We start from the raw sequence: 26,829 nt of genomic DNA, 5'->3' as shown, positions 1-26,829 counted from the left end.
TTAATGATGACTTCTCCATTTTGGCAAACAAAAACCCTAGAACAAATGAGCGAACAAGAATGGGAAGCTCTTTGTGATGGCTGTGGTAAATGTTGTCTGCACAAATTAATGGATGAAGACAGCGACGAAGTGTATTACACCAATGTCGCGTGCAGTTGGCTAAACAGTAAAACCTGTGGCTGTAAAGATTACCCAAATCGTTTTGAATCAGGCGAAGAGTGCCTAAAACTGACCCGTGACAAGATCCATGAATTCCACTGGCTGCCAGAAACCTGCGCCTACCGCTTATTTTCCGAAGGTAAACCACTGCCATCATGGCACCCATTAATCACAGGCTCAAAATCCGCCATGCACGCCGCAGGTGAAAGTGTGCGAAATAAAGTGGTGTATGAGATTGATGTTGTGGATTGGGAAGACCACATTTTGAATCATCCCAACCGATAATCGCTACTGACAATCAGGCTGACTACTTGAGTGTGGATGACTAAAACCGCCATGCTCATGAGTATTCATCACTTGTGTCGGCAAGGGCAATACCAGTAGGCGATGCTCTGGGTATTGGCTCATGCCTAGTGGTTCATCCAGCGATGATACCGGAGTGATCAATACGATTTTCAGTTTAGGGGCGCGTTTATGCAGTGAATAGGCGATACCCATTCCATTTTCTACGTGGAATCTTCCGGCAATATGCAGTATTTGCTGGTGGGGATATTTGGCGTGGTGCATGGCGATACTTTCGGCCATGGTTTCATCCCATGCTACCTGCGCGGCGTACATTTTCTCAATGCTTGCTTGCTCAACGCCTTCCATCACCTGTTGGAAATTGTTTTTATACGGCCTATCAGTAATATCCAGATTGGCGGCGATAGTTTGGCGTTGTTCTGCGTTTAAACTCTCAAGATAATCGACACCGACTTGCCCGATACATCGCACTATCTCTCTTGGCGCATTAGCGGCAATGACAGGCATACTTTCTGATTTGGCTTGTTCTACAAGAGCGCGATAATCACTGCTGTAATTGGGCCATGCTTTGGCATGTGCAATTAATGCTAATTCACCAATCTCACTTTTAAGATATTGATCCAATACGTTTTGCACTGGACGGCTAAATTGCTCCATCGAAAGGGCGACCTGCGTGTTGTGCTCAAGCAATTTCTGGTAAAGCTCGGCTTGAAATCTGTGTATTGCAGAATGACTGTGCCATTCGCCCACTAACACAACATCAGCATTGATGATGGTACTGGGTAGCGAGGTTAATGGTTTTGCTGTTGTTTGCGGCGCGTCTTTGGAAATGGCGGAATAAAGCTGATAATCGTAAAAGGTGTGAATAGGAGAGGCGGCGTTGCTGGCAAGTGCGTTGGCAATTGAGTTCGGTAAAACGAAGAGCAGAAGTACACTTAACATTTGTATGCGCATTTCTACTCTCCCATAGATTAAATGACCCGATAGGTTTGAATATTAAAATCGGCTTCACAGTCAAAACTGGTGCATTGTTTTAGCTCAGCTTGTAATTCGGGTGACGCTTTCCAAGCAAATGGCGTCATTTGCAGTAAATCAAACGCTTGTCCATCGACAAGCTGCATTGAATAATTGAGTTTAGCTTGCTCAATCAATTCTAGCCCTGCAAATTCATCCGCTTGTTCTTCGTGCAAGCGCACTTCTTGATAAATACGTTCTCTAAGCTGATACAGGTGTCTCGCGCCCGGAGTCACGGTCACTAAAACTGCGCCCGGTTTTAGGCAACGTAATAGCTCTTCTTGCTTGCTCGGCGCATACACTTTAACGATGGCATCTAGGCTGTGATCGTTAAACGGCAGTTTATAGCTAGAGGCAACGCTAAAGTGGCAATTGGCATACCGTTTTGAGGCATAGCGCACCGCTACTTTTGCGATATCTAAGCCGTAAACTTGCGCACTCTCGCCCAATGTATTTGCTATTTCATTGGTGTAATATCCCTCACCGCAACCAATATCTAGGATAGTCGGCTGTTCGCTATGTTCTAAGGGATTTGCTACAGAATTTGTGATGGACTGCTGCACGGTATTCGCCAGTTGCTGTTGCAGTTTTTGGTAGTGTCCAGACTCTAGGAAAGCGCGACGAGATTGCATCATCTCTTTGCTGTCACCGGGGTTTTTTGAATGCTTATGGTGCGCAGGCATTAGGTTTACGTAACCTTCTTTGGCTTTGTCGAACATGTGGTTGTTTGAGCACTTAAAAGTTCGAGAATCTAACGTTAAAGGCTGTGAGCAAAGAGGGCAGGCGTAAATCATAATCACTGGAGTCAAAAAATGTTAAGCAGATAGTAGTCGGAATTGCAGAGCGAGACAACGGTTATACAAAGCGTGAAGATAAAATAGAGAGGAAAGTGGCTTCAATTCTAGAGCTGAAGCCACTTAAGCGCTTATTGACAGCGAATCGTTGTCGATAAGGTGTAGCTATCACCGGCTTTCACCACTGTGCCCGCTTCTAGGCTAGGTGCATGATGGCTCGACTCAATACAAAGGAATGTTTTGTAGCCGTCATCTTGCATATCGCCCATACCTTTAGCGCCGTCAGCCCAAGGGTTCCATATTACTGCTGAGTTTGCACCTTGATTTTCTACGATGATATCGCGTTTAAAATCAGGGTCACTTAGAGTAATGAGTGGTTTAGGCTGAGTGTAAACACGATCGATAGTATCGGTCAGAGTCAGCACATCTTCACCTTGGGTTAGGGCTGCATCGTTTAAGCTATCGATGTATTCAGGGCCCATACCTCGGGTTTCTACTTTCTCAATATCAGAGAGATTAAGGTAAGTGTGAAGCGCGGCAGAGAAGCGCCAGTCAGTGTTGTCGGTGTTGGTCATTACCAAGCTTACTTTAAGCTCGTCACCCACCTCTACGTTAAGCACAGCTTCAAATTGATGTGGCCATATAGCTTTTGTCTCTTCGCTAGCGTTAAGACCAAGACTGATAATGACGCCACTGTCATTTTCACGATGTTCAATGAGTTGCCATTGCGCGGTGCGAGCAAAACCGTGTGCAGGTGCGGCTACTCGACCAAACCATGGCCAACATACAGGGATCCCACCACGAAGTGCTGCTTTGCCATCAAAATTAGCTTGTTCGCTCATCCAGATAACTTCTTGTTGGCCTTCTGGAATATAAGAGATGACGTGACCGCCGTGAAGGGTGATTGCTGCGCGTGCTTTTTCATGTATTACGCGGACAATTTTAAGTTGCTCGTGCTGAGCAATAGTGACGTTGTCAGAAAGTACCGCCACTGCGGGGAGTTGATATACATCCATATTGAGTTCTCACAAAAAAGGGCATACCTATGTTTGCGGATCCAACAGCCCAAGTTCTGCGTTGAACTAGCAAGTGTTCTTTTGCCCTAAAAATTGACAAAAAAAAGGCGACTCGAGAGCCGCCTTACGCAAATTTCTTAACTAATGCTTACTTAGAGATGTGAGCGATTAGGTCTAGAACTTTGTTTGAGTAACCGATTTCGTTATCGTACCAAGATACAACTTTAACGAAGTTATCAGTTAGAGCGATACCAGCTTTAGCATCAAATACTGAAGTACAAGTTTCGCCGATGAAGTCTTGAGAAACAACTGCATCTTCAGTGTAACCAAGAACGCCTTTAAGAGCGCCTTCAGAAGCTTCTTTCATTGCTGCACAGATAGTTTCGTAAGAAGCACCTGTTTTTAGGTTAACTGTTAGGTCAACTACAGAAACGTTAGCAGTTGGTACGCGGAAAGCCATACCAGTTAGTTTGCCGTTTACTTCAGGAAGTACAACGCCTACAGCTTTAGCAGCACCAGTTGAAGATGGGATGATGTTTTGAGAAGCACCACGACCACCACGCCAGTCTTTAGCAGAAGGACCATCTACAGTTTTTTGAGTTGCTGTAGTAGCGTGAACTGTAGTCATAAGACCAGACTCGATACCGAATGTGTCGTTAAGAACTTTAGCGATAGGTGCTAGACAGTTAGTAGTACAAGAAGCGTTAGAAACGATGTCTTGACCAGCGTAAGTGTCGAAGTTAACGCCGTTAACGAACATTGGAGTAGCGTCTTTTGAAGGACCAGTTAGAACAACTTTCTTAGCGCCTGCAGTGATGTGCTTACGTGCAGTCTCGTCAGTTAGGAAAAGACCAGTTGCTTCAGCAACAACGTCAACACCGATTTCGTTCCACTTAAGGTCTTCTGGGTTGCGCTCAGCAGTAACACGTACAGTGTTGCCGTTTACGATTAGGTTACCGTCTTTAACTTCAACAGTGCCGTTAAAGCGACCGTGAGTTGAGTCGTATTTTAGCATGTAAGCCATGTAATCTACGTCGATTAGGTCGTTAATACCTACTACTTCGATGTCGTTACGTTCTTGAGCTGCACGGAATACGAAACGGCCGATACGGCCAAAACCGTTAATACCTACTTTGATAGTCATTATAGTTGCTCCACAACTTATTTTAGATTAATTATAAACTGGTATTGAAGTTACAAAACTCAGTTTCCTTCCGCAATAGATAATCAAGTTTATTTTGTTTAAAGTCAAAAAAAAATACGATCTTATCGTTCATATGATTGCAGATGGTGATTTATTGCACTTATTTGAAGGCTTTGAGCCAAAAAAATGTGCGTTGCGCTACAAAACATCATGTTGAAACGCAAATTACTAACTATTTCACATAAGTGGAGGGAAGTATGTGCTACAACACGACGTGAGGCAAGTGTTCAAAACATAAATTTCATTAAACACAGTAGGACCCGATTTGAGCAAAGGTAACAACACGACGACCGAGCAAGAATGGCGTCAAAAATTAAGCAGGGAAGAGTACAGAGTTTGCCGAGAACAGGGCACCGAAGCCCCTTATAGCGGTAAATTATTGCACAATAGAGCGTCGGGAGATTACTTATGTACCTGTTGTCATTCGTTATTGTTTAAGTCTGACAATAAATACGACTCTGGCTGTGGTTGGCCAAGTTTTGATGCGCCAGTGTCAAACGAGGCGATTCGTTATATCGAGGACAATAGCTTTGGTATGAAGCGTGTCGAGATACGTTGCGCCGAATGCGATAGCCACCTTGGACATGTATTCACCGACGGCCCTGAAACCACAGGTGAACGCTATTGTGTCAATTCAGTATCTTTGAAATTTAACGATGAAGGGAATGAACAGGGTTAAGCGTATCGCGGATGTCAGTGAGCGTGGATAACTTTAGAGGGAAACTATGAGTCAGGATATGAGTCAGGAACAATCAAATCAAGAAAAGCCCAGTGTGGAACAGATGATCGATGCCATCACTCCACAAGCGTATCAAAGGCTAACTTTTGCTGTAGAAACAGGACGTTGGCCAGAAGGTGCTACCTTGAGTGAAGAGCAGCGTGCGTACTGCCAGCAGGCAATTATGCTGTATCAAAGTAAGCATAATATTGATGCGCAACATATGACGGTCGCGGCAGGTGGTGAGATCAGTTTTAAGTCGAAAAGTGAGTTAAAACGTCAGTTTACTGAGCAAGAGACCATCACTAAAGTAAAACTCGATTGAGCATGAAGTTAGCGGCAGTTTATAGGCATTTATCCCCATTTTCGCACCCATTTAGCCTAATTATAGCCATCTAAACTGAAAAACAGCCTTATCGGTACAAATTGTAAGGATTTGTTAAAAGTGCCAGAGTCGACGCCATTAATGGCTATTTGTCGACTCTGGTGTTTGTTTTGTGCTCGGTATTTAAGTGAGGTTTGCTTGCTTACAGGCTCATTTCACCGCGCAATACACGATGCATTTGTGTTTTTATCTCTTCGTAAGCCAGCCCTTGGCTCAGTAAAAAGTGCAGTTTGGCGAGTGCCGCTTCCGGTGTCATGTCATAACCACTGATGACACCCGCATCGGCTAAGGCACAGCCTGTGGCGTAGCCGCCCATGTTTACTTTACCTGCCAGACACTGAGTTAGGTTAACCACAATGACGCCACGCTCAGAGGCTTCTTTTAAGTGACCTAACAACTCAGGGTTTTGCGGCGCATTACCCACGCCAAAGGTGAGCAGAATCATCGCATTGACCGGTTGTCTCAGAGTATTGCGGATCACTTCATGTGAAATCCCCGGATACATAGTGATAACCCCGATAGGTTGCGGAGTAATGGTGTGCACTTTAAATTCACCAACAGGTTTGGCATCAACGGCGGCGTGCGCGCTGACTTGAATGTTGATCCCTGCTTCCAAAAGAGGTGGTAAGTTTGGTGAGGTAAATGCCGAAAAACCATCAGCGTGTGATTTAGTGCTTCGGTTACCACGCATCAATTGGTTGTTGAAGAAGAGCGTTACTTCATTAATTGGGTAATTGGCGGCAATGTGTAATGCGTTGAGCAGGTTAGCTTGTCCATCCGAGCGCAATTCAGCCAATGGAATTTGCGAGCCAGTCACAATTACAGGCTTGCTCAAGTTCTCAAACATAAATGATAAAGCGGAGGCGGTGTAAGCCATGGTGTCTGTACCATGCAAAATCACAAAGCCATCGTATTTGTCGTAGTTTTGCTTGATGTCATTGGCAATTTGTTGCCAATCAGCAGGAGTCATGTCAGAAGAATCAATCAGAGGAGCGTACTCATGAATGGTATAAAGTGGCATTTCTGGACGGTTAAACTCAGGCATACCTGCAAGTTGTGATTCCATAAAACCGGCAACAGGAACATATCCTTTTCCTGATTTTTGCATACCAATGGTGCCGCCAGTGTAGGCGATATAGATGTGTTTACGAGTGCTATTTTGAGACATAAATGCAGGCGCTTATTGCAGATAACGGAATGACGCGCAGTATAGCGGATTTGGACGGGCAAGCAATGTGAGCTCAAAAGCATAAAAATAAAAAAGCCCAGCGAGGCTGGGCTTAAATTCAGATTATTTGCGTTTACTCAACCTGACAAGGTAAACACAAAGTGTAATAACCTTTCGGATCGTTAAACTCACTCATCAAACTGAGGTCTTGTTGCACTTTGCTTGCCAATGGCACTAATGAGCTTGGTAGCCAAGTATTAATGTCCACTCCAAGAGACACAGAGATGCGTTTGCTAAAGTCTTGTAAGAACTGCTGAGCTGGCGTTAACGATTTTTGTAGCCAGTTGAGCGAGTAAGTATCAATTTTAGCTAAGCTTGCAGCGCGAACAATTGCGTCATCAAAGTCGCCAATGGAATCCACTAATCCTCGTTCAACCGCGTCTTGACCTGTCCATACTCGACCTTCAGCAATGCTTTCAACCGCTTTTGGATCAAGATGACGGTTCTCTGCTACAAGTCCTGTAAAGCGGCGGTAGCCATTTTCGATGCCTAACTGCATAGCGCGTTTAGCGCCTTCATTTAAGCCAGAGGTAAGGCCAACACCCGAGAGTGGGGAAGTGCCTAGACCATCACTGTAGACGCCGTATTTATTTAGCCCTTTTTCAAAGGTAGTGATAACGCTAAAGATACCAATCGAGCCTGTTAGCGTAGTTGGCTGGGCTAAAATCTCATCGGCTGACATTGAAATCCAGTAACCGCCAGAAGCGGCAAGGCTAGACATAGACACAACCACAGGTCTATTGGTCGCTTTAAATGCCATAATTTCGTTGCGAATTACCTCTGAGGCAAATGCACTGCCCCCTGGGCTGTCCACACGTAGCACTAATGCTTTTACCTTATCATCAAGGCGCGCTTTACGAATGAGCGCAGCAGTGGTGTCTCCGCCAATTGAGCTTCCTTGTTGCTTACCATCCATAATCGCGCCGCTGGCAACGATTACTGCAATTTCGTTATCAGATTGAACAGTAGGTTTAGTGATTTGATCTTTGTAGGTGTAGTAGTCAACGGCTTTAAAACCGTGTTCTTCGTCCCCACCAAACGCCTCAATCATGGCCGCGCGCGCTTGTTGACGTGTGGGGCTAATTCATCCACCATTTTCAGTTTGACAGCCAGTTGAGCAAGATCGCCCTTAGCTTGTTCAAATTCACTGATAAATCCGTCCATACTTGGGTTCAGTGTTGCTTTATCAATGTGACGGTTACGTGCCACATCTTCAACATAAGCACCCCACAATTGACCCAACCAAACGCTGGCCGCTTCTTTAGCAGGCTTAGACATATTGTTGCGAGTAAAAGGTTCTACCGCTGACTTGTAAGTACCGACTTTAAATACATGCGTATTCACGTCGAGGTTATCGAGTAAGGTTTTGTAATACAAAGTGTATGAGCTATAGCCTTTTAGCAATGCGCCACCATCGGGAGAAAGGTAAATCTTATCCGCATAGCTGGCTAGGTAGTATTGGCTTTGATTGTAAAAATCCCCGATGGCATAAATTGGCTTGCCACTGGATTTGAATTCATTGAGCGCTTTAGCAATATAGCGCAGTTTAGTCAGATTGGTTTCTGGCATGCGCTTAAGGCTAAGCACTAAACCGGAAACATTACTGTCACTGGCGGCATGGCGTATGGTTTCTCGAATGTCATATAAGACATTTTCTTGTGGCATATCTTTGCCGAGCAAAGAACCAGTAAGTGAGTCCATTGGGTTGACGAAACTACGACCTTCAACAATTTTTCCAGAAAGGTTTAGTACCAATGCTTTGGGTTCTTTATCGGCCACAGAGGCTTGGTCTTTGGTATCTACTTGAGAAAAACTAAAATAGATAACGGCAATAGCAAGGATAAATAGAAGGTTTGCTAGGGCAATACGGGTAAAGGTAATTATCTTCCAAATTCCTTTTACGATCTTACCTATAAAGCGAAACAGTGTTTTCATTATATTCTCCGCCTGATCCTTCAATAATCAGAGAGTTAGGGGGGATGATTATTAATGCTAAGTGATAATTGCGCTGATCACAAATTACCGAGCGTTAATTATGCAAAAGAGTCAAATAAAATCATAGACCTACAATGGACTTGTTGCGGGATGAATTCAGGGTTTTCATTTATGAAAAATACTTCTCAAGATTGTGACTTATTCTGAGTTTTGTTATCGAAATGTAAAATTATATTTGCCATATTGATAATTGCGTCTTATCGTGGTCAGACCAGAGTATAAAAAGCCAACAGGGGATGCTATGTACCCAAACCTTCTTCAACCTCTTGATCTAGGGTTTACACAATTAAAAAACCGAGTATTGATGGGCTCAATGCACACAGGGCTTGAGGATAGTGTTAAAGGGCTACAAAAGTTAGCTGCTTTTTATGAAGAGCGCGCCAAAGGTGGTGTGGGTATTATTGTTACGGGAGGCTTTTCGCCAAACCTGCGTGGACGCTTGTACCCCACGGCGGCGCAATTTAGCCGCGCCAAACACGCCCAAGCACACAAAGTAATTACGGAGGCTGTGCACCGTCATCAAGGCAAAATAGCCCTGCAATTACTGCACGCTGGTCGTTATGGTTATCATCCCTTAGCGCAAAGCTCGACGCCTGCCAAAGCGCCCATCGCTAAGTTTGCTCCTAGTGAAATGAGCTCTCGTCAGGTCAAAAATACCATCGAAGATTATGCCAATAGCGCGGCTCTTGCTAAAGAAGCGGGTTATGACGGCGTAGAAGTAATGGGCTCCGAAGGATATTTGATCAATCAATTCATCTGTAAACGCACCAATCAGCGTGATGATGAGTGGGGCGGCTGTTATCAAAACCGAATGCGTTTTCCTCTTGAGATAGTTAAGGCAATTCGCCGCTCTGCGGGTGAAGATTTTATTATTATCTTTCGTCTGTCTATGCTCGATTTGGTCGAAGAAGGCAGTACGCTTGAGGATGTGATTTTGCTTGCCAAGGAACTGGAAGCGGCAGGCGTAACTATTATTAATACCGGTATTGGTTGGCATGAGGCGCGAGTGCCTACAATTGTCACCTCAGTGCCAAGAGGTGCCTTTACTTGGGTGACCAATAAGATCAAACCGCACGTTTCTATTCCGGTGATTGCAACCAATCGTATTAACAGCCCAGATCAAGCCGAGCAAATTATCGCGCAAGGTGCAGCAGATATGGTATCGATGGCGCGTCCGTTTTTGGCTGATCCTGAATTTGTGCTCAAAGCGCAAAACAATGAACCCGAATTAATTAATACCTGCATTGGATGTAATCAAGCCTGCCTTGATAATGCCTTTAAGGGTAAGCGTGCCAGTTGCATGGTCAACCCAAGAGCGTGCTACGAAACTGAAATGCCGATTGTTAAAGCCACTCTGCGCAAGCGAGTTGCAGTGGTTGGCGCTGGCCCTGCTGGACTTAGCGCGGCCTTATATTGCGCCAAGCGCGGGCACACGGTACATCTGATAGAAAAAAATGATCGTATTGGCGGGCAATTTAGGCTGGCAATGCAAATTCCGGGTAAGGAAGAATTTAGAGAGACCATTCGTTATTTTGCCAATCAATTGGACAAATATGGCGTGCGTCTGATGCTCAATACTGAAGCCTCCGCACAAGTGCTACAAGAGTACGATGAAATTATCATGGCAACTGGGGTTAAACCTCGTCAGATTGATATCGAAGGTTTGTCTGAAAGCAGCAAAGTGTATGACTATCAAACCCTTATTCGTGATAAAAGCTACTTAGGGGAAAAAGTTGCAGTTATAGGTGCTGGCGGCGTTGGCATTGATGTTGCTACTATGCTCACTGAGCCTAGTCGGTTCTCACTGCAAGAATGGATGCATGAGTGGGGCATAGATCAAGAATACAATCATGCGGGCGGGTTATACCCGTTCCCAGAAATCCATTCCAAAACAGAAGTATGGCTACTGCAACGTAAAGAAGGCACGGTGGGCAAAGGTCCCGGTAAAACCACAGGTTGGGTACATAGAGCCACATTGAAAAAACGCGGCGTACATTTGCTTGGCGGAGTAGGCTATCAGAAATGGGATGATGCAGGTTTGCATATCTCAATAAAAGGCGAACAACAACTGCTCGATGCCGATAGTGTGGTGGTCTGCGCAGGTCAAGAATCAGTGCGCCCTTTTGAGGAGCATTGGTCAGAACGGGAAGAACATGTACACGTCATTGGTGGGGCTGAGTATGCCGGAGAGTTGGATGCGGTGCGTGCGATTCGTCAAGGCTTTGAAATTGCAATTAAGATCTAGTCTCATTTAGATGTTACACTGTTTGAGTTTTAAAATTTAACTGTGGAATGAATGACATGGACGCACTGGATCTTTTATTAAATCGCCGCTCAATAGCAAAGTTATCAACGCCAGCTCCTAGTGGTGAAGCGCTAGATAATATTTTAAGAGCAGGGCTTAGAGCGCCAGATCATGGCGGATTAACCCCGTGGCGTTTTGTGATTTCACAAGGTGAAGGCTTGCAAAAACTGGCGGATATTTTGGTGTCAGCCGCGCATAAATCTAATGCCGAGCCGAGCGTTATTGAAAAACTGTCTAACGCTCCGTTTCGCGCGCCAATGGTGATCACTGTGATTGCCAAAACCAAACCACATCCAAAAGTCCCTGAATTTGAACAATACTTGTCGGCAGGTTGCGCCGCGCAAGCCATGCAAATGGCCGCCGTTGCACAGGGTTTTCAAGGCTTTTGGCGCTCTGGCACTTGGATGTTTGATGACAATGTGGCTAGCGCACTGGGCTTGCAAGGCAAAGATAAAATCGTTGGTTTCTTATATTTAGGCACAGCCGATTGTGTGGAAGCAAAAGCGCCGATACGCGAGCTTGATCAATTTGTTGAATATTTATAGTTCTGAACGTAAATAGGCATTGTTGTTATAACGTTATATTTTATCTGTCTCACTTTTCCCTGCCTTATTTGGATTCTCTGAATTGAAATGAGGCCGGTGGCAAGATAATGCTTTAATCATTCTTGCACTTAAAGTACTGGCTATGTATATTTATCCAGTACTTATTTCAACTTAGTTCCCCCTCTATGACTCGACTTTTTGTAGCAGAGAAACCCAGCTTAGGTCGCGCTATCGCCAGTGCACTGCCTAGACCACATAAAAACGGTCAAGGTTATATCGAATGTGGCAATGGCGACATAGTGACTTGGTGTATTGGACATCTGTTAGAGCAGGTCGAACCCGATGTGTACGATCCTAAATATAAACGCTGGGATCTGGCGGATCTGCCGATTATTCCCGAACAGTGGCAACTCAGACCTCGCAAAAGTGCCGCCAAACAATTGGCGGTGGTAAAAAAGTTGCTTAAATCATCACAACAGATAGTCAACGCAGGCGATCCTGACCGAGAAGGGCAATTGCTGGTGGATGAGGTGTTTGATTATTGTAAGGTCAGCAAAACCAAAAAAGAATCAGCGCAGCGTTTACTGATTAGTGATTTAAACTTGGCGGCGGTAAAACGTTCGCTGACAAATATGCGCAGTAATCGTGAGTTTGTACCTCTGTCAGTGTCTGCATTGGCGCGCTCTCGCGCCGATTGGTTGTATGGCATGAATATGTCCCGCGCTTATACATTGCTTGGGAAAAAAGCTGGCTACAACGGCGTGCTGTCAGTGGGAAGGGTTCAAACCCCAGTATTAGGTCTGGTGGTGCGTCGAGACCGCGAAATCGAAAACTTTGTGCCGCGAGACTATTTTACTCTAGATGCATTAATCCCGTATCAAGATGGCAATCAAGCTTTTGATATTCGTGCCAAATGGGTGCCTAGCGAAGCCTGTGAAAAATGGCTCGATGAAGATGGGCGGGTTTTGAGCTTGCCATTGGTAGAAAACGTCGCCAATCGCATCAAAGGTCAGCCTGCGGTTGTGGTCAAATCGGAGCAGAAAAAAACTAAGCAAGCGCCGCCATTACCGTATTCGCTCAGTGCTTTACAGATAGATGCCTCCAAGCGCTATAACATGAGTGCGCAGCAGGTATTGGATTTGTGTCAGTCGCTCTATGAAAAATATAAAGTGATCACATACCCTCGTTCAGACTGTCGCTATTTACCGAAAGAACACTTTAAAGAAGCAAAATCCGTTTGTGATGTGATTTTAGCCAATACAGCAGATCAACAAACGGCGGTGGCGAACGCCGATTTATCACTGCGCTCAAAAGCGTGGAACGATGCTAAAGTGGATGCCCACCACGCGATTATCCCTACGCCGAAAAAAGCCAATAATCTTCCTGCGCAAGAAGCAAAAGTTTACCAACTTATCGCCACTCAATATTTAATGCAGTTTTATCCGCCAGCAGAATATGCCGAATCTAAATTAGAGTTTGATATTTTAGGTGGCAAGTTTACCGCCTCTGGTCGTCAGTTATTGCTACCCGGTTGGAAAGTGCTTTTTCCGGCTAGAAAAGACAGCGCCAATAAAGAGTCGCAAGCACCGCTAGTACCTGCACTGGAAAAAGGGCAACAACTGACTTGCCGAGAAGGTGAAATCAAAAGTAAGAAAACTGAGCCGCCAAAACATTTTACCGAAGCGACATTGCTACAAGCGATGACCGGCATAGGAAGTTTTGTACAAGACAGTTCGCTGAAAAAGATTCTACGAGAAACCGACGGCATTGGCACAGAAGCCACTCGCGCTGGCATATTAGATACTTTGTTTAAGCGAGCACTACTGATGCGCAGTGGTAAATCTGTGCTGAGTACGCCTGCTGGAAAAGGGTTGGTTGAAGCCTTGCCTGATTTATCGACCTATCCAGATCTTACTGCGCATTGGGAAAAGCAGTTGCAAGATATGGCTGAGAAGAAACAAGCCTATCAGCCTTTTATTGCTCAGTTGCAGCAACAATTGGCGCAGCTAATGGATACCGCCAAAACAGGCCCAGTCCCTGATTCGCTACGTTCATTGCCAGAGGTGAAGAAGCCCGCGTATAAAAAGCGTCGAGTGAGCCGTAAGAAAACACCGACTAAATCGACGCCTAAACGCTAGTGCTTTTCAACGATAGGGTTTCGCTATTTGATTTGAGCGTTACAGCGTCTCGATGGTTAGTCGACAATATAAGCCTTTACCAAATAATATATTTCTACCAAGCAATATGCTTGCCATCGTAATTGAAAAAGCCACCCGATTGCTCTGGTGTCGAGTGCTCGATAACGTTAACTAACCCTTGTACCGACTCTGCAACGTCAATCAGCGCATTTGGCCCGCCCATTTGCGTTCTTACCCAGCCCGGATGCAAAGCTAATACAGTGAAATCCTGCTCGTTAAGATCGTTATGTAGGCTTTTAACCACCGAATTGACCGCCGCTTTTGATGAGCGATAAATGTATCCACCGCCAGAGGTGTTTTCAGCCATGCTACCAACGCGAGAGGATAAAATAGCGATGCGTTTTTCGGTGCTTTTTTGTAGAACAGGGTAGAGGGCTTCGACTAATTTAAGTGGAGCAATGGAATTGATTTCAAATACTTTACGCCACTCTTCTACGTCTATATTGCCAAAACCGCTGCCTTTCGGCCCGTAATATCCTGCGTTGTTGATCAACAGATCCAACTTTTCAAACTGATTCACAAACAGTGTTACTGCCGCATAATCTGTGACATCAAGTTGTCTGACTCGCAAGTTTTCATAGGTTGCACAAAGGGCGAGTAGCTCTTCGCTGGTGGCTTGGGTGCGGTAGGTGGCGACAACGTCCACGCCCATTTTCAAGTAATGGATGGTCAGTCCAAGCCCGATGCCACGATTGGCACCTGTAATTAACACTGTGCGCATAATGCCTCCTGTACGCTGGTTCCTTTTTATAAATTGAGATAGCACAGCCAAACAAGCGGAGACTATCTCATTATAGTGAGTGGCTACTTCGGCTGAGCGTCCACACACAAACCGCTAATATCTTGTGATTGCTCGCTCATTAAATATAAATAAAGGGGCATGATATCTAACGGGGTTTTGAGTTTAGATGCGTCTTCAGCAGGGTAAGCGCCTGCACGCATTGAGGTGCGAGTTGCGCCGGGGTTGATGGCATTCACACGCACGTTAGAATTGCTTAATTCATCAGACAGCACTTGCATCATGCCTTCGGTAGCAAACTTAGAAATTGCATAACTGCCCCATAGTGCACGCCCGATATGGCCGACAGTGGATGAGGTAAATACAATGCGGCCAAACTCGGCTTTTTTAATCAAAGGCAATAAGGCTTGAGTCATCATAAATTGCGCTTTGACATTGATTTGCATCACTTCATCAAAAGTACTTTCTTCAATTTGATCAAATGGGCTGATCATGCCAAGTACGCCAGCATTGTGTAATAGGCCATCTAGCTTGCCATATTGTCCTTCAATGGTGTCTGCCATATCCACATAGTGCTGTTTGCTTGCACCCTGCATATCCAATGGAATAATCGCAGGCTCTGGGTAGCCAGCATTAACGATGTCATCGTAAGTTTGCTCAAGCTTATTGACGGTGCGCCCCAATAGAATCACGGTAGCGCCATGCTCAGCGTAAGAAAGAGCAGCTTGTTTACCTATGCCGTCTCCGGCACCTGTCACGAGAATAACTTTATTTTTTAAAGCGTCAGTTGCAACTGCGTAATCCACAATCTGAGTCCTTTTGTATGCGGTTTTGATTTAACGAAGATGAATAGAGAGTTACAATACAACAATATTTATCTTCAGGGACAAGACATTGGAATTTTTGTTAGATTACGGCCTGTTTTTGGCTAAAATTGTTACGTTTGTCGCGGCTATTATCGCGATTTTGCTGATTGCTAAATCCACCTCAAGCAAAGGCGGCAGTAAAGGTTCACTGGAAGTGACTAATTTGTCTGAACGTCATGAGCAAAACATTGAGTTAATGGAACATCATCTACATGATGAAGCCTTTCTAAAAGCTCGTGATAAAGCGACCAAAAAACAGCGTAAAGAAGAAGAAAAAGCGCGTGAAAAAGAGATAAAAGAAGCAGTGAAAGGTGGGGAGCTAGACTCAATACGTAAACCACATCTGTTTGTCTTAGACTTTATTGGCAGTATTGATGCTAAAGAAGTGACCAATCTACGTGAAGAGATCACTGCAATTCTAGCTTGTGCCCGTGAAGGCGATGAAGTGCTAGTTCGTCTTGAATCGGGCGGCGGTATGGTGCATGGCTATGGCCTAGCAGCCTCTCAATTAGATCGCATTAAAGCGGCCAACATTCCTTTGACTATTTCAGTAGATAAAGTGGCGGCGAGTGGCGGCTATATGATGGCGTGTGTGGCAGATAAAATTGTCGGCGCACCGTTTGCGATTGTCGGTTCTATTGGCGTTATCGCGCAAATTCCTAACTTCAATAAATTGTTGAAAAAGAGCAACATTGAATTTGAGCAAATGACCGCGGGCGAATACAAACGCACATTAACCATGTTTGGCGAGAATACCGATAAAGCGCGTGAGAAATTCAAACAAGAATTGGAAGAGACTCACGTATTGTTTAAAGATTTCATTCGTGAACGTCGCCCTGAACTTGAGCTTGAAAAAGTATCAACAGGTGAGCACTGGTATGGCTCTCAAGCCCTTGATCTTGGCTTGATTGATAAAGTACAAACCTCGGATGATTTAGTAGTAGAAGCGTGTAAAGACAAAACGGTACTTGCCGTTCATTACGTGCAGAAAAAGAAACTGGCGGACAAGTTTGGTAAAGCAGCGGCCGAAGCGACCGATTCTGTATTGTTGAAGTGGGTTCAGCGCGGTCAAAGACCGATTTTGTAAGCCTCTTTTAACTGTACACAAGCTGGCTTTAAAATAAACGTAGGGCTCTAGATGGTGACATCTAGAGCCCTTTTATATGCAGCGTTTTAAGTTTATTCCCCTAGTTTGTTTTGGCTAGGGGAGTTTGCCCTTATCTCAGCTTATATAGCTTGATTATATCGCTTCGATATTTAAACTTTCGTCTTTGCTTGCTTTCCACTTCAAGCCAAAGAAAGTAGCCAAACCAATAATTATAATCGCGACTATCCAACTACTGCTGTATGCAGGGTGTTGGTTAAAGCTGGTGATTTGTTTATAAAGCACCGCACTTAAGTAGGCTAAACTAAATGTCCAAATCGCAATAAATCGAGCAAACTTAGCGCCATATTCACGCACATAAGCACCGATAGCCACCACACAAGGCGTATAGAGAAGAATAAAAATCAAGTAAGCAAACGCGGAATCGGCAGAGCCAAATCTATGACGAAGATTGCTAAATATTGATACATCCACATCTTGCTCTTCTGCGGCGGCGGCCGTGTCATCGACATCACCTACCTGAAGGTTAAATGGGTCGGCTGGATTGATGCCGGCTAGATTTTCAGGGATAGACATTACGGCATCTTTTAAACTGCCAAAAAGGTCATATTCGGCATTGTCATCTGCTGGTGTGGTATAGAGGCTATTTAACGAGCCCACAACGGTTTCTTTCGCAAAAATACCGGTCACAATACCTACGGTGGCAGGCCAGTTGTCTTGTTCGATACCCATAGGTTCAAATACAGGAGTCACCCATTCTGCCGCTTTTGACAATACAGAGTTATTACTGTCCTGATTACCAAAAGTGCCATCAACACCGATTGAGTTAACAAAACTTAAAATGGCGGCCACCACGACAATGGTTCTACCCGCACCAAACACAAAGCGTTTTAATTTGTGCCAAGTTTTTATCAATACGTTTTTAATTTGCGGGATCTCGTAGTCCGTCATTTCCATGATGAAACTGTCGTTATTCCCCGGGTAAATAGTGTATTTCAGGATCAAGCCAGTAAATATTGCTGCCACAATACCTAAGAAATAAAGAATAAAGACAATATTTTGTCCAGAGCTTGGAAAGAATGCCGCAGCAAACAAAGCGTAGACGGGTAAACGAGCACCACAAGACATGAATGGCGCCATAGATGCCGCAAGACGACGCTCTCTTTCTTGGTCTAGTGTACGGCTTGCCATAATCGCGGGCACGTTACATCCAAACCCAAGTACCAACGGAACAAAGGCTTTACCCGGCAGGCCTACTTTTAACATGACTTTATCTAAAATAAAGGCGGCGCGAGAGATATAGCCAGAACCTTCAAGCAGGGTTAGAAATAGATATAGCCCACCAATAACAGGTATAAAAGTGGCAACCAGTTGAATACCACCGCCAATACCATTGGCAACGATAGTCACTAACCATGCGGGTAAATTACCGTCTAACAGATAATGTGCGCCATCCACTAATACAGTGCCAAATGCAATGTCAAAAAAGTCTTGGAATGCACTGCCAACATTAATCGAGAACATGAACATTAGGTACATCACACCGAAGAAGATAGGTACACCTAACCAACGGTTGAGAACGATAGCATCAATCTTTTCACTGATACTGCGGCTTAATCGGCCTACTTGATGACAATTGACCTTAGTAATTTCATGCACAAAAGAATATTTCACATCCGCAATCAGCATTTCAATATCTAAGCGACTGGTGCTGTGTATTTGTTTGATTTTCTGTTGCGCGGCAGAGGACGAATTCTTCAAAATTAATTGATCTTGTTCCAAAGCACGTATCGCAATAGCGCGTGGTGAAACTAAGTCATAATCGAATAAGCTAGAAATATCTTGGATATAAGACTGCAGCTCTTCTCCGTACTCTAAATCTAATGGTTGAGTGTGAACACCTTGCGCGAGCATGTGATGTAAATCAGTCTTAAGAGTATTTACTTCATGCTGATTAGTTGCACTAACGGCTAATACCGGACAACCAATCGCTTTAGAAAGCCCCTTAAGGTTGATCTTACGTTTTTCTTTTTCAACCGAATCCATCTTGTTTAGTATGACCACCATAGGGCGACCAAGCTCACGCAGTTGCATCGTCATATATAAACTACGTTCAAGACAGGTTGCATCAATAACATTGATAATAATATCGGCTGGAGTAGAAAGAACCGCACTAGAGGCAATCATTTCATCGACACTATTAACATCATTACCGCTATCTAGTGAATAAATTCCGGGTAAATCGGTTAACACGAACTGATCACCGGCTAATTCATAGCGTCCCGTTTTCTTCTCAACTGTCACCCCAGCCCAGTTACCGACTCTTTGATTCGCGCCAGTAAAAGCATTGAATAACGTGGTTTTCCCGCTATTAGGGTTACCAACAGTGAGGATTGAATATTCCATCATGCTACCTCGATAGATGTGTGATTTGTACTAGAAGAGATCATTGCCAAACGATAAACAGATTGAGAGATGTGTTGTATATGTTTGACTTTGCTATCTTGCTCTAAACTTAAGTTGTTTGTTTCATAAATTAAATGCCAATTATTTTCATTAGCATTGCAAAGAGTAAGGTTAATGAAAATACATCATGATGAAAGGCAAAAATGCGTTATTTCAAAGGGAAAAGTGAGAACTTATATGCAGTAAATGATAATCACTCTCTTTTACGGTTCGCTTTATAGGTTGGATGTGTGTGGATAGACAGCCTTTTTTGAGCCAAGAGTTCATGAGCTGTTGTTTATGCAACTTAGAAAAAATGCATTTACGATCCCATCGTCATGCCGTGATTGTCGTTAAGCAGGGTATAAATCAGGCATGCGGTCACGGGCGAGCGGTATCACGCTAATTTGCTTACTAATCTTTGACAAACTTTCCTCGCACCACTGCCTAATAACCACTATAATATGCGCGCTCTCGATAGAGAGGTACACGGGCAAAGACCCACAATCACAAGAAACATCTGGAGTAATTATGTCTTCTCTTTCTCCTGTCATTACCGTCGACGGCCCAAGTGGGGCAGGTAAGGGCACTTTATGTATGATGTTGGCTGAAAAATTAGGCTTCCAGTTGCTTGATTCTGGTGCAATTTATCGTGTTCTAGCTCTAGCGGCGATTCACCACGGGGTGGATATGGAATCTGAAGACGCTTTAGTTCCACTTGCGACGCATTTAGACGTGCAGTTTATTGCCCAAGGCGATCTAGTGCAGGTGGTGTTAGAAGGTGAAGATGTTTCCGGTGAATTAAGAAAAGAAGAAACCGGAATGGCGGCCTCTAAAGTGGCGGCATTGCCTCGCGTTCGAGAAGCATTATTGCGTCGTCAACGCGCTTTTCAAACCCAGCCCGGCTTAGTGGCTGATGGCCGTGACATGGGAACCGTAGTTTTTCCAAGTGCCGTTGCTAAGATTTTCCTTGATGCGAGCGCGCAAGAGCGTGCCCAAAGACGCTTTAATCAGTTGCAAGGCAAGGGCTTAGAGGTTAGTATTGACCACCTTTTGAGCGAGATCCAAGAGCGCGACGACCGAGATCGTAACCGAACGGTTGCACCTTTACGTCCTGCGGATGACGCTTTAGTGCTTGATTCTACTGAACTTTCTATTGAAGAAGTCGTAGAAGAAGCCTTAAAATTTATAGAATCTAAGTTGTCTTGATCGTCTTTATTTAGGCTATCGGGACATTAAGGTACGTTGGTTGCAAGGATGATAACCGGCGAATTTATCAACCCCTCGTGGCAGGATGCCCGTGGACGTTTAAATATTGAAGATCAAATTAATGACTGAATCTTTTGCTCAACTCTTTGAAGAGTTTCTAAACGAAACTGAATTCCAACAAGGCAGCATCGTTAAAGGTACTGTAGTAGCTATCGAGAACGGTTTCGTTCTTGTTGACGCTGGCCTTAAGTCTGAATCTGCTATCCCTGCTGAACAATTCAAGAACGCTGCTGGCGAACTTGAAGTTGAAGTTGGTTCTGAAGTAGACGTAGCGCTTGACGCTGTTGAAGATGGTTTCGGTGAAACTCAACTTTCTCGTGAGAAAGCTAAGCGTCACGAAGCTTGGATCGTACTTGAGAAAGCTTACGAAGAAGCTGAAACTGTTGTTGGTATCATCAACGGTAAAGTTAAAGGCGGTTTCACTGTTGAACTAAACGGTATCCGTGCTTTCCTACCTGGTTCTCTAGTAGACGTACGTCCTATCCGCGACACTGCTCACCTAGAAAACAAAGAGCTAGAGTTCAAAGTTATCAAGCTTGACCAGAAGCGCAACAACGTTGTTGTTTCTCGTCGTGCTGTTATCGAATCTGAAAACAGTGTTGAGCGTGACGAACTTCTTGAGACTCTACAAGAAGGTACTGAAGTTAAAGGTATCGTTAAGAACCTTACTGACTACGGTGCATTCGTTGACCTTGGCGGCGTAGACGGCCTACTTCACATCACTGATATGGCTTGGAAACGTGTTAAGCACCCATCTGAGATCGTAAACGTTGGTGACGAGATCCTAGTTAAAGTTCTTAAGTTTGACCGTGAGCGCACTCGTGTTTCTCTAGGTCTTAAACAACTTGGCGAAGATCCATGGGTAGCAATCGCTAAGCGTTACCCAGAAGGTCACAAACTGACTGGTCGCGTTACTAACCTAACTGATTACGGCTGCTTCGTAGAAATCGAAGAAGGCGTTGAAGGTCTAGTACACGTTTCTGAAATGGATTGGACTAACAAGAACATCCACCCTTCTAAAGTTGTTAACGTAGGCGACGAAGTTGAGGTTATGGTTCTTGAGATTGACGAAGAACGTCGTCGTATCTCTCTAGGTCTAAAACAATGTAAAGCTAACCCTTGGCAGTCATTCGCTGAAATTCAAGCGAAAGGCGACAAGGTTACTGGTAAGATCAAGTCTATCACTGACTTCGGTATCTTCATCGGTCTAGAAGGCGGCATTGACGGTCTAGTACACCTATCTGACATTTCTTGGAACGTTGCTGGTGAAGAAGCAGTACGCGAATACAAGAAAGGCGATGAAATCTCAGCAGTTGTTCTTGCAGTAGATGCAGAGCGTGAGCGTATTTCTCTTGGCGTTAAGCAAATGGAAAACGACCCGTTCAACAACTACGTTGCTGACAACAAAAAAGGTGCTCTAGTTTCTGGTACTGTAACTGCAGTTGACGCAAAAGGTGCTACAATTGAACTTGTAGACGGCGTTGAAGGTTACATCCGTGCTTCTGAAGTATCTCGTGACCGTATCGAAGATGCGTCTCTAATCCTAAGCGTTGGCGATAGCGTTGAAGCTAAGTTCACCGGTGTAGACCGTAAGAACCGCGTAATCAACCTATCTATCAAAGCTAAAGATCAAGCTGAAGAGCAAGAAGCAATGGCTTCACTGAACAAAGCTGAAGACGGCGGTTTCGGTAACGCTATGGCTGATGCATTCAAGGCTGCTAAAGGCGAATAATCACTTTTTTAATTAAAAGTTAGACGCTAAGAGGGAGCCCAAAAGGCTCCCTTTTTTTGATTTGTGAATGAGGGAAACTATGACTAAGTCTGAGTTGATAGAAAGACTGTGTGCAGAGCAGACACATTTATCTGCCAAAGAAATTGAAGATGCTGTAAAAGAAATTATTGAACATATGGCTGACACCCTTGAAACGGGTGAGCGAATCGAGATTCGCGGTTTCGGTAGTTTTTCTCTTCATTATCGTGAGCCACGTATGGGACGTAATCCTAAGACAGGCGATCAAGTTGAGTTGGACGGAAAATTTGTTCCTCACTTTAAACCAGGAAAAGCATTACGCGAACGTGTAAATGATGGCTTATAGTCAAACCTATTAATAAAACGGCACTTCATTCGTGAAGTGCCGTTTTTTCTTTAAGCTTTACTCAGCGCATGCAAATTTGACGTCAAAAATTTCATTTTTGGATACTCAAGTTGATGATAATTATTGATTTAACATGGTGTAGAGTGGCGAATTACTGCATAATCAAAGTTATTACATTGATTTAAAAAAGGGTCATCCTAGTGAAAATATTGAAGATAGCGTTAGTGTTGGTTCTGTTTTTGATTGCCTTAGCATTAGGTGCACAAAATCAAGAAGTTGTCACCTTTGACTATTTATTAGCAGAAGGCACCTTCCATCTATCAACGCTGATTGGCGTGGTATTTGTGGTGGGTTTTGTCATAGCTGGTGTTATTTTCGGTAGTATGCTTTTTAAATCTAGACTTCAAGTAAGAAAACTTAATCGTAAGTTGAAAAAATTGACTCCTCAAATGACTTCAGCAACGACAACTGCACCCGTCCCAGCGACAAACAAGTTAGATAAGTAATCTGTTAAATGCTTGAGTTACTGTTTCTACTCTTACCAATTGCAGCAGCCTATGGGTGGTACATGGGGCAGCGCAGTGCACGTCAAGATAATCAGAGACATTCCAATCAGATCTCACGCCAATACGTTCATGGTTTAAACCTGCTGCTTTCAGAGCAGTCAGACAAAGCGGTTGACCACTTTATTGAGCTATTACAGGTCGATGATGAGACCATTGATACCCACTTAGCCTTAGGTAACTTATTTCGCTCAAGGGGTGAGGTGGATAGAGCTATCCGCATTCACCAAAGTTTGATCTCTCGTACCGAGCTGACCATAGATCAAAAGAATATTGCCCTGCAACAGCTGGCAAAAGATTACATGGTGTCAGGTTTCCTAGACCGTGCAGAGAAGATCTACGAGCAGCTGGTGGACGAACCCGATCACAAAGAGCCTGCACTACAGCAGCTAGTGGCTATCTATCAGCAAACCAAGGAGTGGAATAAAGCCATTCACTATGCAGGTATGTTGGTGAAAATGGGGCGCAAAAAGATGCGCACCAGTATCTCGCATTATTGGTGTGAATTAGCCATTCATGAGAAGGCGTTTGGCAAGCGCAATAAAACCATTCAATATTTCAAAAAAGCGTTATCAGAAGATGCTAAATGCGTACGTGCCAATATCTCTTTGGGGCGCATTTATATGGAAACCGAAGAGTACCCGAAAGCACTTCGATACCTAGAAGCGATTTTGGCGCAAGATGTCGATTATATTAGCGAAGTTCTACCAAATATTGCCGATTGTTATCACCATCTAGGCTTAGAGTCTGACTTACTTTCCTTTTTAAGAAAGTGCATGGAAAAAGACGCAGGCGTATCGGTTGAATTGATGTTGGCACAAATTGTTGCTCAACATGAAGGGAGCGTTGCCGCGCAAGCCTTGCTAACCCGCCAGCTTACCAAAAACCCTACCATGAAAGGTTTTTATCGTCTGATTGGTTATCACGCATCAGAAGCTGAAGAGGGAAACGCAAAAGACAGCCTGACTCATCTGCAAGCTATGGTGGGCGAGCAGCTAAAAGTAAAACCTCATCATCGATGTCGTAAATGTGGCTATTCGACCCACGCGCTACATTGGCATTGTCCTTCTTGCCGCAGTTGGGGCAGCATCAAGCCTATTCGTGGCTTAGACGGAGAATAAAAGCACCGCTAGATCTAACATTCTGTTTGATAGGAGGTTAGAATAGGCGCGCTTTACTCTTTATGCCCCCCTCTAATTAGGAGACCCTTCGATGGATCAAAAAGTGATTGTTGCCTTAGATTACGACAACAAAACCGACGCTTTAAACTTTATTGACCGAATTGACCCAGCTTCTTGCCGCCTTAAAGTGGGTAAAGAAATGTTTACTTTATTTGGTCCTGAGTTTGTAAAACAACTCCATCAGAAAGGCTTTTCTGTATTCCTAGACCTTAAATTCCATGATATCCCGAACACGTGTTCAAAAGCCGTTCGTGCGGCCGCTGAAATGGGTGTATGGATGGTGAATGTTCACGCCAGTGGTGGTGAGCGCATGATGACAGCATCACGCGAAATCTTAGAACCTTACGGTAAAGACCGTCCGCTATTAATCGGTGTGACTGTTTTAACCAGTATGGAACAAGCTGATTTAGCCGGTATTGGCTTAAATGTAGAGCCTGCTGAGCAAGTATTGCGTTTAGCGAATCTGACTAAAAATAGTGGTTTAGACGGTGTAGTATGTTCAGCTCAAGAAGCTAATTTCTTAAAAACCGAACTGGGTAAACAGTTTAAATTGGTGACTCCGGGCATTCGTCCTGCAGGCGCTGATGTTGGCGATCAAAAACGCATCATGACTCCAGTTGATGCTATCCAAGCCGGTTCTGATTACCTTGTGATTGGTCGTCCAATTACTCAAGCCGCTGATCCTGCGCAAGTATTAGCGCAAATTAATGCCACTCTGGCTTAATTGTTAACAAACCAATACCAAGCATGCAGAGCTTCTCTGCATGCTCATTTCGATTTATAAAACTGCTTATCTATAACACAGCCTCGTTAACCGGTACGCCGCTATGAAATTTAAATTCATGGTCATCAGTACTGATAAGTTGCGCTTCTACTTTCGCAAAATATTCAATACGTTCACTGATATCTTCCCCTGCAATTTGTTCAGCTAAACTCAAGTAATCCTGATAATGACGTGCCTCAGAGCGAAGTAGCGAAATATAGAAAGTGCGAATATCTTCATCCATATAAGGGGCGAGGGCAGCAAATCGTTCACAAGAACGCGCTTCGATAAAGGCACCGATAATCAGCTTATCAATTAAGGTTTGCGGCTCATAAGTGCGAACGTGTTTCAGTAGACCTTTCGCATAACGACCGGCAGGTACGTGTTGGTATTCAATACCTCGACTGACCATAATTTCTAGTACTTGATAAAAATGGTGTAACTCTTCTTTTATTAGCAATACCATTTTATCAATAAGATCTTGGCTGTAAGGAGAGTCTGACTGCGCAATGATCCCCTTTGAGATATTACTTTTGCCTTTTAAACTCGCCAGATCGCCAACGCCTTTATAAGCAAACTCTTCATATGGTTTAAACCAATTCAGAAGCTGTTGTTTACTGTCATTATTGGCCGCGTATTTGCGAATTAAAAACATCGCAGATTGACCGGCTTTTAATTCACATAACAGGTGATCAATCAGCACAATCGGTAAGCGCTCAGTTTTTTTTGCTTCGTCTATCCATTGTGTGGGAGTGGCGCAGTTGAGAAATTGATGAATAGGAGCGAGCAGTTGTTGATACATGTGAGATCCAAGGTGATTACAGCTAGGTGTAGCCTAAGAAATTTGATCTAGTATGTCTATAGTGCCGAATTGTTTGTGATAATTTACGAAACTACTATTCAATATAAACAAAAAGCGTTATAACTAATCATTATATATGAAGGAGTCCGAGGCATAATATGAAGCTACAGCAACTAAGATACATAGTAGAAGTTGTTAATCATAACCTGAACGTATCCGCTACTGCTGAAAGTCTTTATACCTCTCAGCCGGGTATTAGTAAACAGGTTAGATTGCTTGAAGATGAACTAGGTGTTCAAGTATTTGAGCGAAGCGGTAAGCATTTAACTCAAGTGACTCCAGCCGGTGGTGAAATCATTAAGATTTCACGTGAGATTTTATCACGCGTTGAGTCGATTAAGTCGGTTGCCGCAGAGCATACTCATCCAGAAATGGGTACTTTAAACATCACCACCACCCATACCCAAGCTCGTTATGCGCTTCCGGATGTGATTAAAGGCTTTACCACGCGCTACCCTAAAGTATCTCTTAACATGCACCAAGGTACGCCGTCACAAATGTCGCAAGCCATTGCCAAAGGCACCGCTAACTTTGCGATTGCCACCGAAGCCCTGCATTTGTATCACGACGCTATCATGTTGCCGTGCTACCACTGGAACCGTTCAATCGTTGTAACTCGTGACCATCCTTTAGCTGCTAAATCTCATGTCACGATTGAAGACCTTGCCGCCTACCAACTGGTGACTTACGTGTTTGGCTTTACTGGGCGCTCAGAGTTAGACACCGCCTTTAACGCCGCAGGATTAACGCCAAGAATTGTATTTACCGCAACGGATGCGGACGTCATCAAAACCTATGTACGTATGGGCATTGGTGTCGGCGTAATTGCCAGCATGGCGATTGATGCGGAACAAGATAAAGATCTGGTTGCTATTGATGCTAGCCATATCTTCGGCGCAAGTACCACAAGCATTGGCTTTAGACGCGGTACTTTCCTAAGAAGCTACATGTTTGATTTTGTAGAGCGTTTTGCGCCTCACTTAACTCGACCTGTGGTTGAACAAGCGATTTCATTGAAAAATAATCATGAAGTCTCTGAAATGTTTAAAGATATCGACCTTCCAATTCGTTAATCA

General features: G+C 44.1%; 23 protein-coding genes and 1 pseudogene. 14 read left to right on the top strand and 10 right to left on the bottom strand.

The window, feature by feature from the left end; genetic code table 11:
* Nucleotides 1-6 precede the first annotated feature (6 nt).
* A complete protein-coding gene (locus tag OCU38_RS07930; protein WP_315972564.1) occupies nt 7-444 on the top strand; it encodes a YcgN family cysteine cluster protein in 438 nt (145 codons plus the stop codon).
* Between the two features lie 3 nt (nt 445-447).
* On the opposite strand, the gene OCU38_RS07925 is transcribed toward OCU38_RS07930, so the two are convergent.
* The 4 genes from OCU38_RS07925 to gap form a co-directional block, all read right to left on the bottom strand.
* Entirely contained in the window at nt 448-1,416 is a 969-nt protein-coding gene (locus OCU38_RS07925) for a ChaN family lipoprotein (protein WP_261822655.1), read from the bottom strand.
* 17 nt (nt 1,417-1,433) lie between these two features.
* A complete protein-coding gene (gene rlmA / locus OCU38_RS07920; RefSeq protein ID WP_261824261.1) occupies nt 1,434-2,270 on the bottom strand; it encodes a 23S rRNA (guanine(745)-N(1))-methyltransferase in 837 nt (278 codons plus the stop codon).
* A 131-nt stretch (nt 2,271-2,401) separates the two neighbouring features.
* Nucleotides 2,402-3,286, bottom strand: coding sequence for a D-hexose-6-phosphate mutarotase (locus OCU38_RS07915; RefSeq protein ID WP_261822654.1), 885 nt, complete (start codon nt 3,284-3,286; stop codon nt 2,402-2,404).
* Between the two features lie 148 nt (nt 3,287-3,434).
* On the bottom strand, nt 3,435-4,430 hold the full coding sequence (gap, locus tag OCU38_RS07910) for a type I glyceraldehyde-3-phosphate dehydrogenase (RefSeq protein ID WP_021712662.1): 996 nt from the start codon (nt 4,428-4,430) through the stop codon (nt 3,435-3,437).
* A gap of 325 nt (nt 4,431-4,755) precedes the next feature.
* Between gap and msrB the strand changes: the two genes are divergently transcribed.
* Together msrB and OCU38_RS07900 are read left to right on the top strand one after the other, a co-directional pair.
* A complete protein-coding gene (gene msrB, locus OCU38_RS07905) occupies nt 4,756-5,169 on the top strand; it encodes a peptide-methionine (R)-S-oxide reductase MsrB (RefSeq protein ID WP_261822653.1) in 414 nt (137 codons plus the stop codon).
* Nucleotides 5,170-5,227: 58 nt separating this feature from the next.
* The gene (locus OCU38_RS07900) at nt 5,228-5,533 is read left to right on the top strand and encodes a YeaC family protein (protein ID WP_261822652.1); all 306 of its coding nucleotides are present in this window, start codon (nt 5,228-5,230) and stop codon (nt 5,531-5,533) included.
* Nucleotides 5,534-5,735: 202 nt separating this feature from the next.
* On the opposite strand, the gene ansA is transcribed toward OCU38_RS07900, so the two are convergent.
* Nucleotides 5,736-6,761 carry an asparaginase gene (ansA, locus tag OCU38_RS07895; protein ID WP_261822651.1) on the bottom strand — a complete coding sequence of 342 codons (1,026 nt, stop codon included), beginning with the start codon at nt 6,759-6,761 and terminating at the stop codon, nt 5,736-5,738.
* Between the two features lie 133 nt (nt 6,762-6,894).
* Nucleotides 6,895-8,756 (bottom strand): annotated as a pseudogene (gene sppA, locus OCU38_RS07890) (signal peptide peptidase SppA).
* A 301-nt stretch (nt 8,757-9,057) separates the two neighbouring features.
* Between sppA and OCU38_RS07885 the strand changes: the two are divergent.
* The 3 genes from OCU38_RS07885 (at nt 9,058) to OCU38_RS07875 (ending at nt 13,804) form a co-directional block, all read left to right on the top strand.
* Nucleotides 9,058-11,061, top strand: a complete 2,004-nt coding sequence (locus OCU38_RS07885) for an NADPH-dependent 2,4-dienoyl-CoA reductase (protein ID WP_261822650.1) — start codon at nt 9,058-9,060, stop codon at nt 11,059-11,061.
* Between the two features lie 56 nt (nt 11,062-11,117).
* Nucleotides 11,118-11,666, top strand: coding sequence for an NAD(P)H nitroreductase (locus OCU38_RS07880; protein WP_261822649.1), 549 nt, complete (start codon nt 11,118-11,120; stop codon nt 11,664-11,666).
* A gap of 185 nt (nt 11,667-11,851) precedes the next feature.
* On the top strand, nt 11,852-13,804 hold the full coding sequence (locus tag OCU38_RS07875) for a DNA topoisomerase III (protein WP_261822648.1): 1,953 nt from the start codon (nt 11,852-11,854) through the stop codon (nt 13,802-13,804).
* Nucleotides 13,805-13,898: 94 nt separating this feature from the next.
* On the opposite strand, the gene OCU38_RS07870 is transcribed toward OCU38_RS07875, so the two are convergent.
* Both OCU38_RS07870 and OCU38_RS07865 read right to left on the bottom strand, forming a co-directional pair.
* On the bottom strand, nt 13,899-14,585 hold the full coding sequence (locus OCU38_RS07870; RefSeq protein WP_261822647.1) for an SDR family oxidoreductase: 687 nt from the start codon (nt 14,583-14,585) through the stop codon (nt 13,899-13,901).
* Nucleotides 14,586-14,668: 83 nt separating this feature from the next.
* The gene (locus OCU38_RS07865; RefSeq protein WP_261822646.1) at nt 14,669-15,409 is read right to left on the bottom strand and encodes a YciK family oxidoreductase; all 741 of its coding nucleotides are present in this window, start codon (nt 15,407-15,409) and stop codon (nt 14,669-14,671) included.
* Between the two features lie 88 nt (nt 15,410-15,497).
* Between OCU38_RS07865 and sohB the strand changes: the two genes are divergently transcribed.
* Entirely contained in the window at nt 15,498-16,556 is a 1,059-nt protein-coding gene (sohB, locus tag OCU38_RS07860; RefSeq protein WP_152819736.1) for a protease SohB, read from the top strand.
* Between the two features lie 153 nt (nt 16,557-16,709).
* Here sohB and feoB read toward each other — a convergent pair whose 3' ends face one another.
* A complete protein-coding gene (gene feoB, locus OCU38_RS07855) occupies nt 16,710-18,980 on the bottom strand; it encodes a Fe(2+) transporter permease subunit FeoB (protein ID WP_261824260.1) in 2,271 nt (756 codons plus the stop codon).
* Between the two features lie 570 nt (nt 18,981-19,550).
* Here feoB and cmk point away from each other — a divergent pair.
* The 6 genes from cmk to pyrF all read left to right on the top strand — a co-directional run bounded on the left by cmk (nt 19,551) and on the right by pyrF (nt 24,852).
* The gene (cmk, locus tag OCU38_RS07850; protein ID WP_261822645.1) at nt 19,551-20,228 is read left to right on the top strand and encodes a (d)CMP kinase; all 678 of its coding nucleotides are present in this window, start codon (nt 19,551-19,553) and stop codon (nt 20,226-20,228) included.
* A 121-nt stretch (nt 20,229-20,349) separates the two neighbouring features.
* The gene (gene rpsA, locus OCU38_RS07845) at nt 20,350-22,020 is read left to right on the top strand and encodes a 30S ribosomal protein S1 (RefSeq protein WP_021712674.1); all 1,671 of its coding nucleotides are present in this window, start codon (nt 20,350-20,352) and stop codon (nt 22,018-22,020) included.
* 79 nt (nt 22,021-22,099) lie between these two features.
* Nucleotides 22,100-22,384, top strand: coding sequence for an integration host factor subunit beta (gene ihfB / locus OCU38_RS07840; RefSeq protein ID WP_152819737.1), 285 nt, complete (start codon nt 22,100-22,102; stop codon nt 22,382-22,384).
* 200 nt (nt 22,385-22,584) lie between these two features.
* Nucleotides 22,585-22,890 carry a LapA family protein gene (locus OCU38_RS07835; protein WP_261822644.1) on the top strand — a complete coding sequence of 102 codons (306 nt, stop codon included), beginning with the start codon at nt 22,585-22,587 and terminating at the stop codon, nt 22,888-22,890.
* Nucleotides 22,891-22,898: 8 nt separating this feature from the next.
* On the top strand, nt 22,899-24,068 hold the full coding sequence (gene lapB / locus OCU38_RS07830; RefSeq protein WP_261822643.1) for a lipopolysaccharide assembly protein LapB: 1,170 nt from the start codon (nt 22,899-22,901) through the stop codon (nt 24,066-24,068).
* Between the two features lie 91 nt (nt 24,069-24,159).
* Nucleotides 24,160-24,852: an orotidine-5'-phosphate decarboxylase gene (gene pyrF, locus OCU38_RS07825; protein WP_152819738.1), complete on the top strand. Its 693-nt coding sequence runs from the start codon at nt 24,160-24,162 to the stop codon at nt 24,850-24,852.
* 70 nt (nt 24,853-24,922) lie between these two features.
* Here pyrF and miaE read toward each other — a convergent pair whose 3' ends face one another.
* On the bottom strand, nt 24,923-25,693 hold the full coding sequence (gene miaE / locus OCU38_RS07820) for a tRNA isopentenyl-2-thiomethyl-A-37 hydroxylase MiaE (RefSeq protein WP_261822642.1): 771 nt from the start codon (nt 25,691-25,693) through the stop codon (nt 24,923-24,925).
* A 158-nt stretch (nt 25,694-25,851) separates the two neighbouring features.
* Here miaE and cysB point away from each other — a divergent pair, with 158 nt between their 5' ends.
* Nucleotides 25,852-26,826: an HTH-type transcriptional regulator CysB gene (gene cysB / locus OCU38_RS07815; RefSeq protein ID WP_261822641.1), complete on the top strand. Its 975-nt coding sequence runs from the start codon at nt 25,852-25,854 to the stop codon at nt 26,824-26,826.
* Nucleotides 26,827-26,829: the final 3 nt, after the last annotated feature.

Origin of the sequence: Vibrio neonatus (assembly GCF_024346975.1) — a bacterium.
Taxonomy (GTDB): Bacteria; Pseudomonadota; Gammaproteobacteria; order Enterobacterales; family Vibrionaceae; genus Vibrio; species Vibrio neonatus.
This window is presented reverse-complemented; position numbering and strand designations above follow the sequence as displayed.

Bases quoted from the DNA above. Each gene is read 5' to 3' on its own strand.
- OCU38_RS07930 (WP_315972564.1), top strand. From the start codon at position 7: ATGACTTCTCCATTTTGGCAAACAAAAACCCTAGAACAAATGAGCGAA.
- OCU38_RS07925 (WP_261822655.1), bottom strand. From the start codon at position 1,416: ATGCGCATACAAATGTTAAGTGTACTTCTGCTCTTCGTTTTACCGAAC.
- rlmA (WP_261824261.1), bottom strand. From the start codon at position 2,270: ATGATTTACGCCTGCCCTCTTTGCTCACAGCCTTTAACGTTAGATTCT.
- OCU38_RS07915 (WP_261822654.1), bottom strand. From the start codon at position 3,286: ATGGATGTATATCAACTCCCCGCAGTGGCGGTACTTTCTGACAACGTC.
- gap (WP_021712662.1), bottom strand. From the start codon at position 4,430: ATGACTATCAAAGTAGGTATTAACGGTTTTGGCCGTATCGGCCGTTTC.
- OCU38_RS07900 (WP_261822652.1), top strand. From the start codon at position 5,228: ATGAGTCAGGAACAATCAAATCAAGAAAAGCCCAGTGTGGAACAGATG.
- ansA (WP_261822651.1), bottom strand. From the start codon at position 6,761: ATGTCTCAAAATAGCACTCGTAAACACATCTATATCGCCTACACTGGC.
- OCU38_RS07885 (WP_261822650.1), top strand. From the start codon at position 9,058: ATGTACCCAAACCTTCTTCAACCTCTTGATCTAGGGTTTACACAATTA.
- OCU38_RS07880 (WP_261822649.1), top strand. From the start codon at position 11,118: ATGGACGCACTGGATCTTTTATTAAATCGCCGCTCAATAGCAAAGTTA.
- OCU38_RS07875 (WP_261822648.1), top strand. From the start codon at position 11,852: ATGACTCGACTTTTTGTAGCAGAGAAACCCAGCTTAGGTCGCGCTATC.
- OCU38_RS07870 (WP_261822647.1), bottom strand. From the start codon at position 14,585: ATGCGCACAGTGTTAATTACAGGTGCCAATCGTGGCATCGGGCTTGGA.
- feoB (WP_261824260.1), bottom strand. From the start codon at position 18,980: ATGGAATATTCAATCCTCACTGTTGGTAACCCTAATAGCGGGAAAACC.
- cmk (WP_261822645.1), top strand. From the start codon at position 19,551: ATGTCTTCTCTTTCTCCTGTCATTACCGTCGACGGCCCAAGTGGGGCA.
- rpsA (WP_021712674.1), top strand. From the start codon at position 20,350: ATGACTGAATCTTTTGCTCAACTCTTTGAAGAGTTTCTAAACGAAACT.
- ihfB (WP_152819737.1), top strand. From the start codon at position 22,100: ATGACTAAGTCTGAGTTGATAGAAAGACTGTGTGCAGAGCAGACACAT.
- lapB (WP_261822643.1), top strand. From the start codon at position 22,899: ATGCTTGAGTTACTGTTTCTACTCTTACCAATTGCAGCAGCCTATGGG.
- pyrF (WP_152819738.1), top strand. From the start codon at position 24,160: ATGGATCAAAAAGTGATTGTTGCCTTAGATTACGACAACAAAACCGAC.
- miaE (WP_261822642.1), bottom strand. From the start codon at position 25,693: ATGTATCAACAACTGCTCGCTCCTATTCATCAATTTCTCAACTGCGCC.
- cysB (WP_261822641.1), top strand. From the start codon at position 25,852: ATGAAGCTACAGCAACTAAGATACATAGTAGAAGTTGTTAATCATAAC.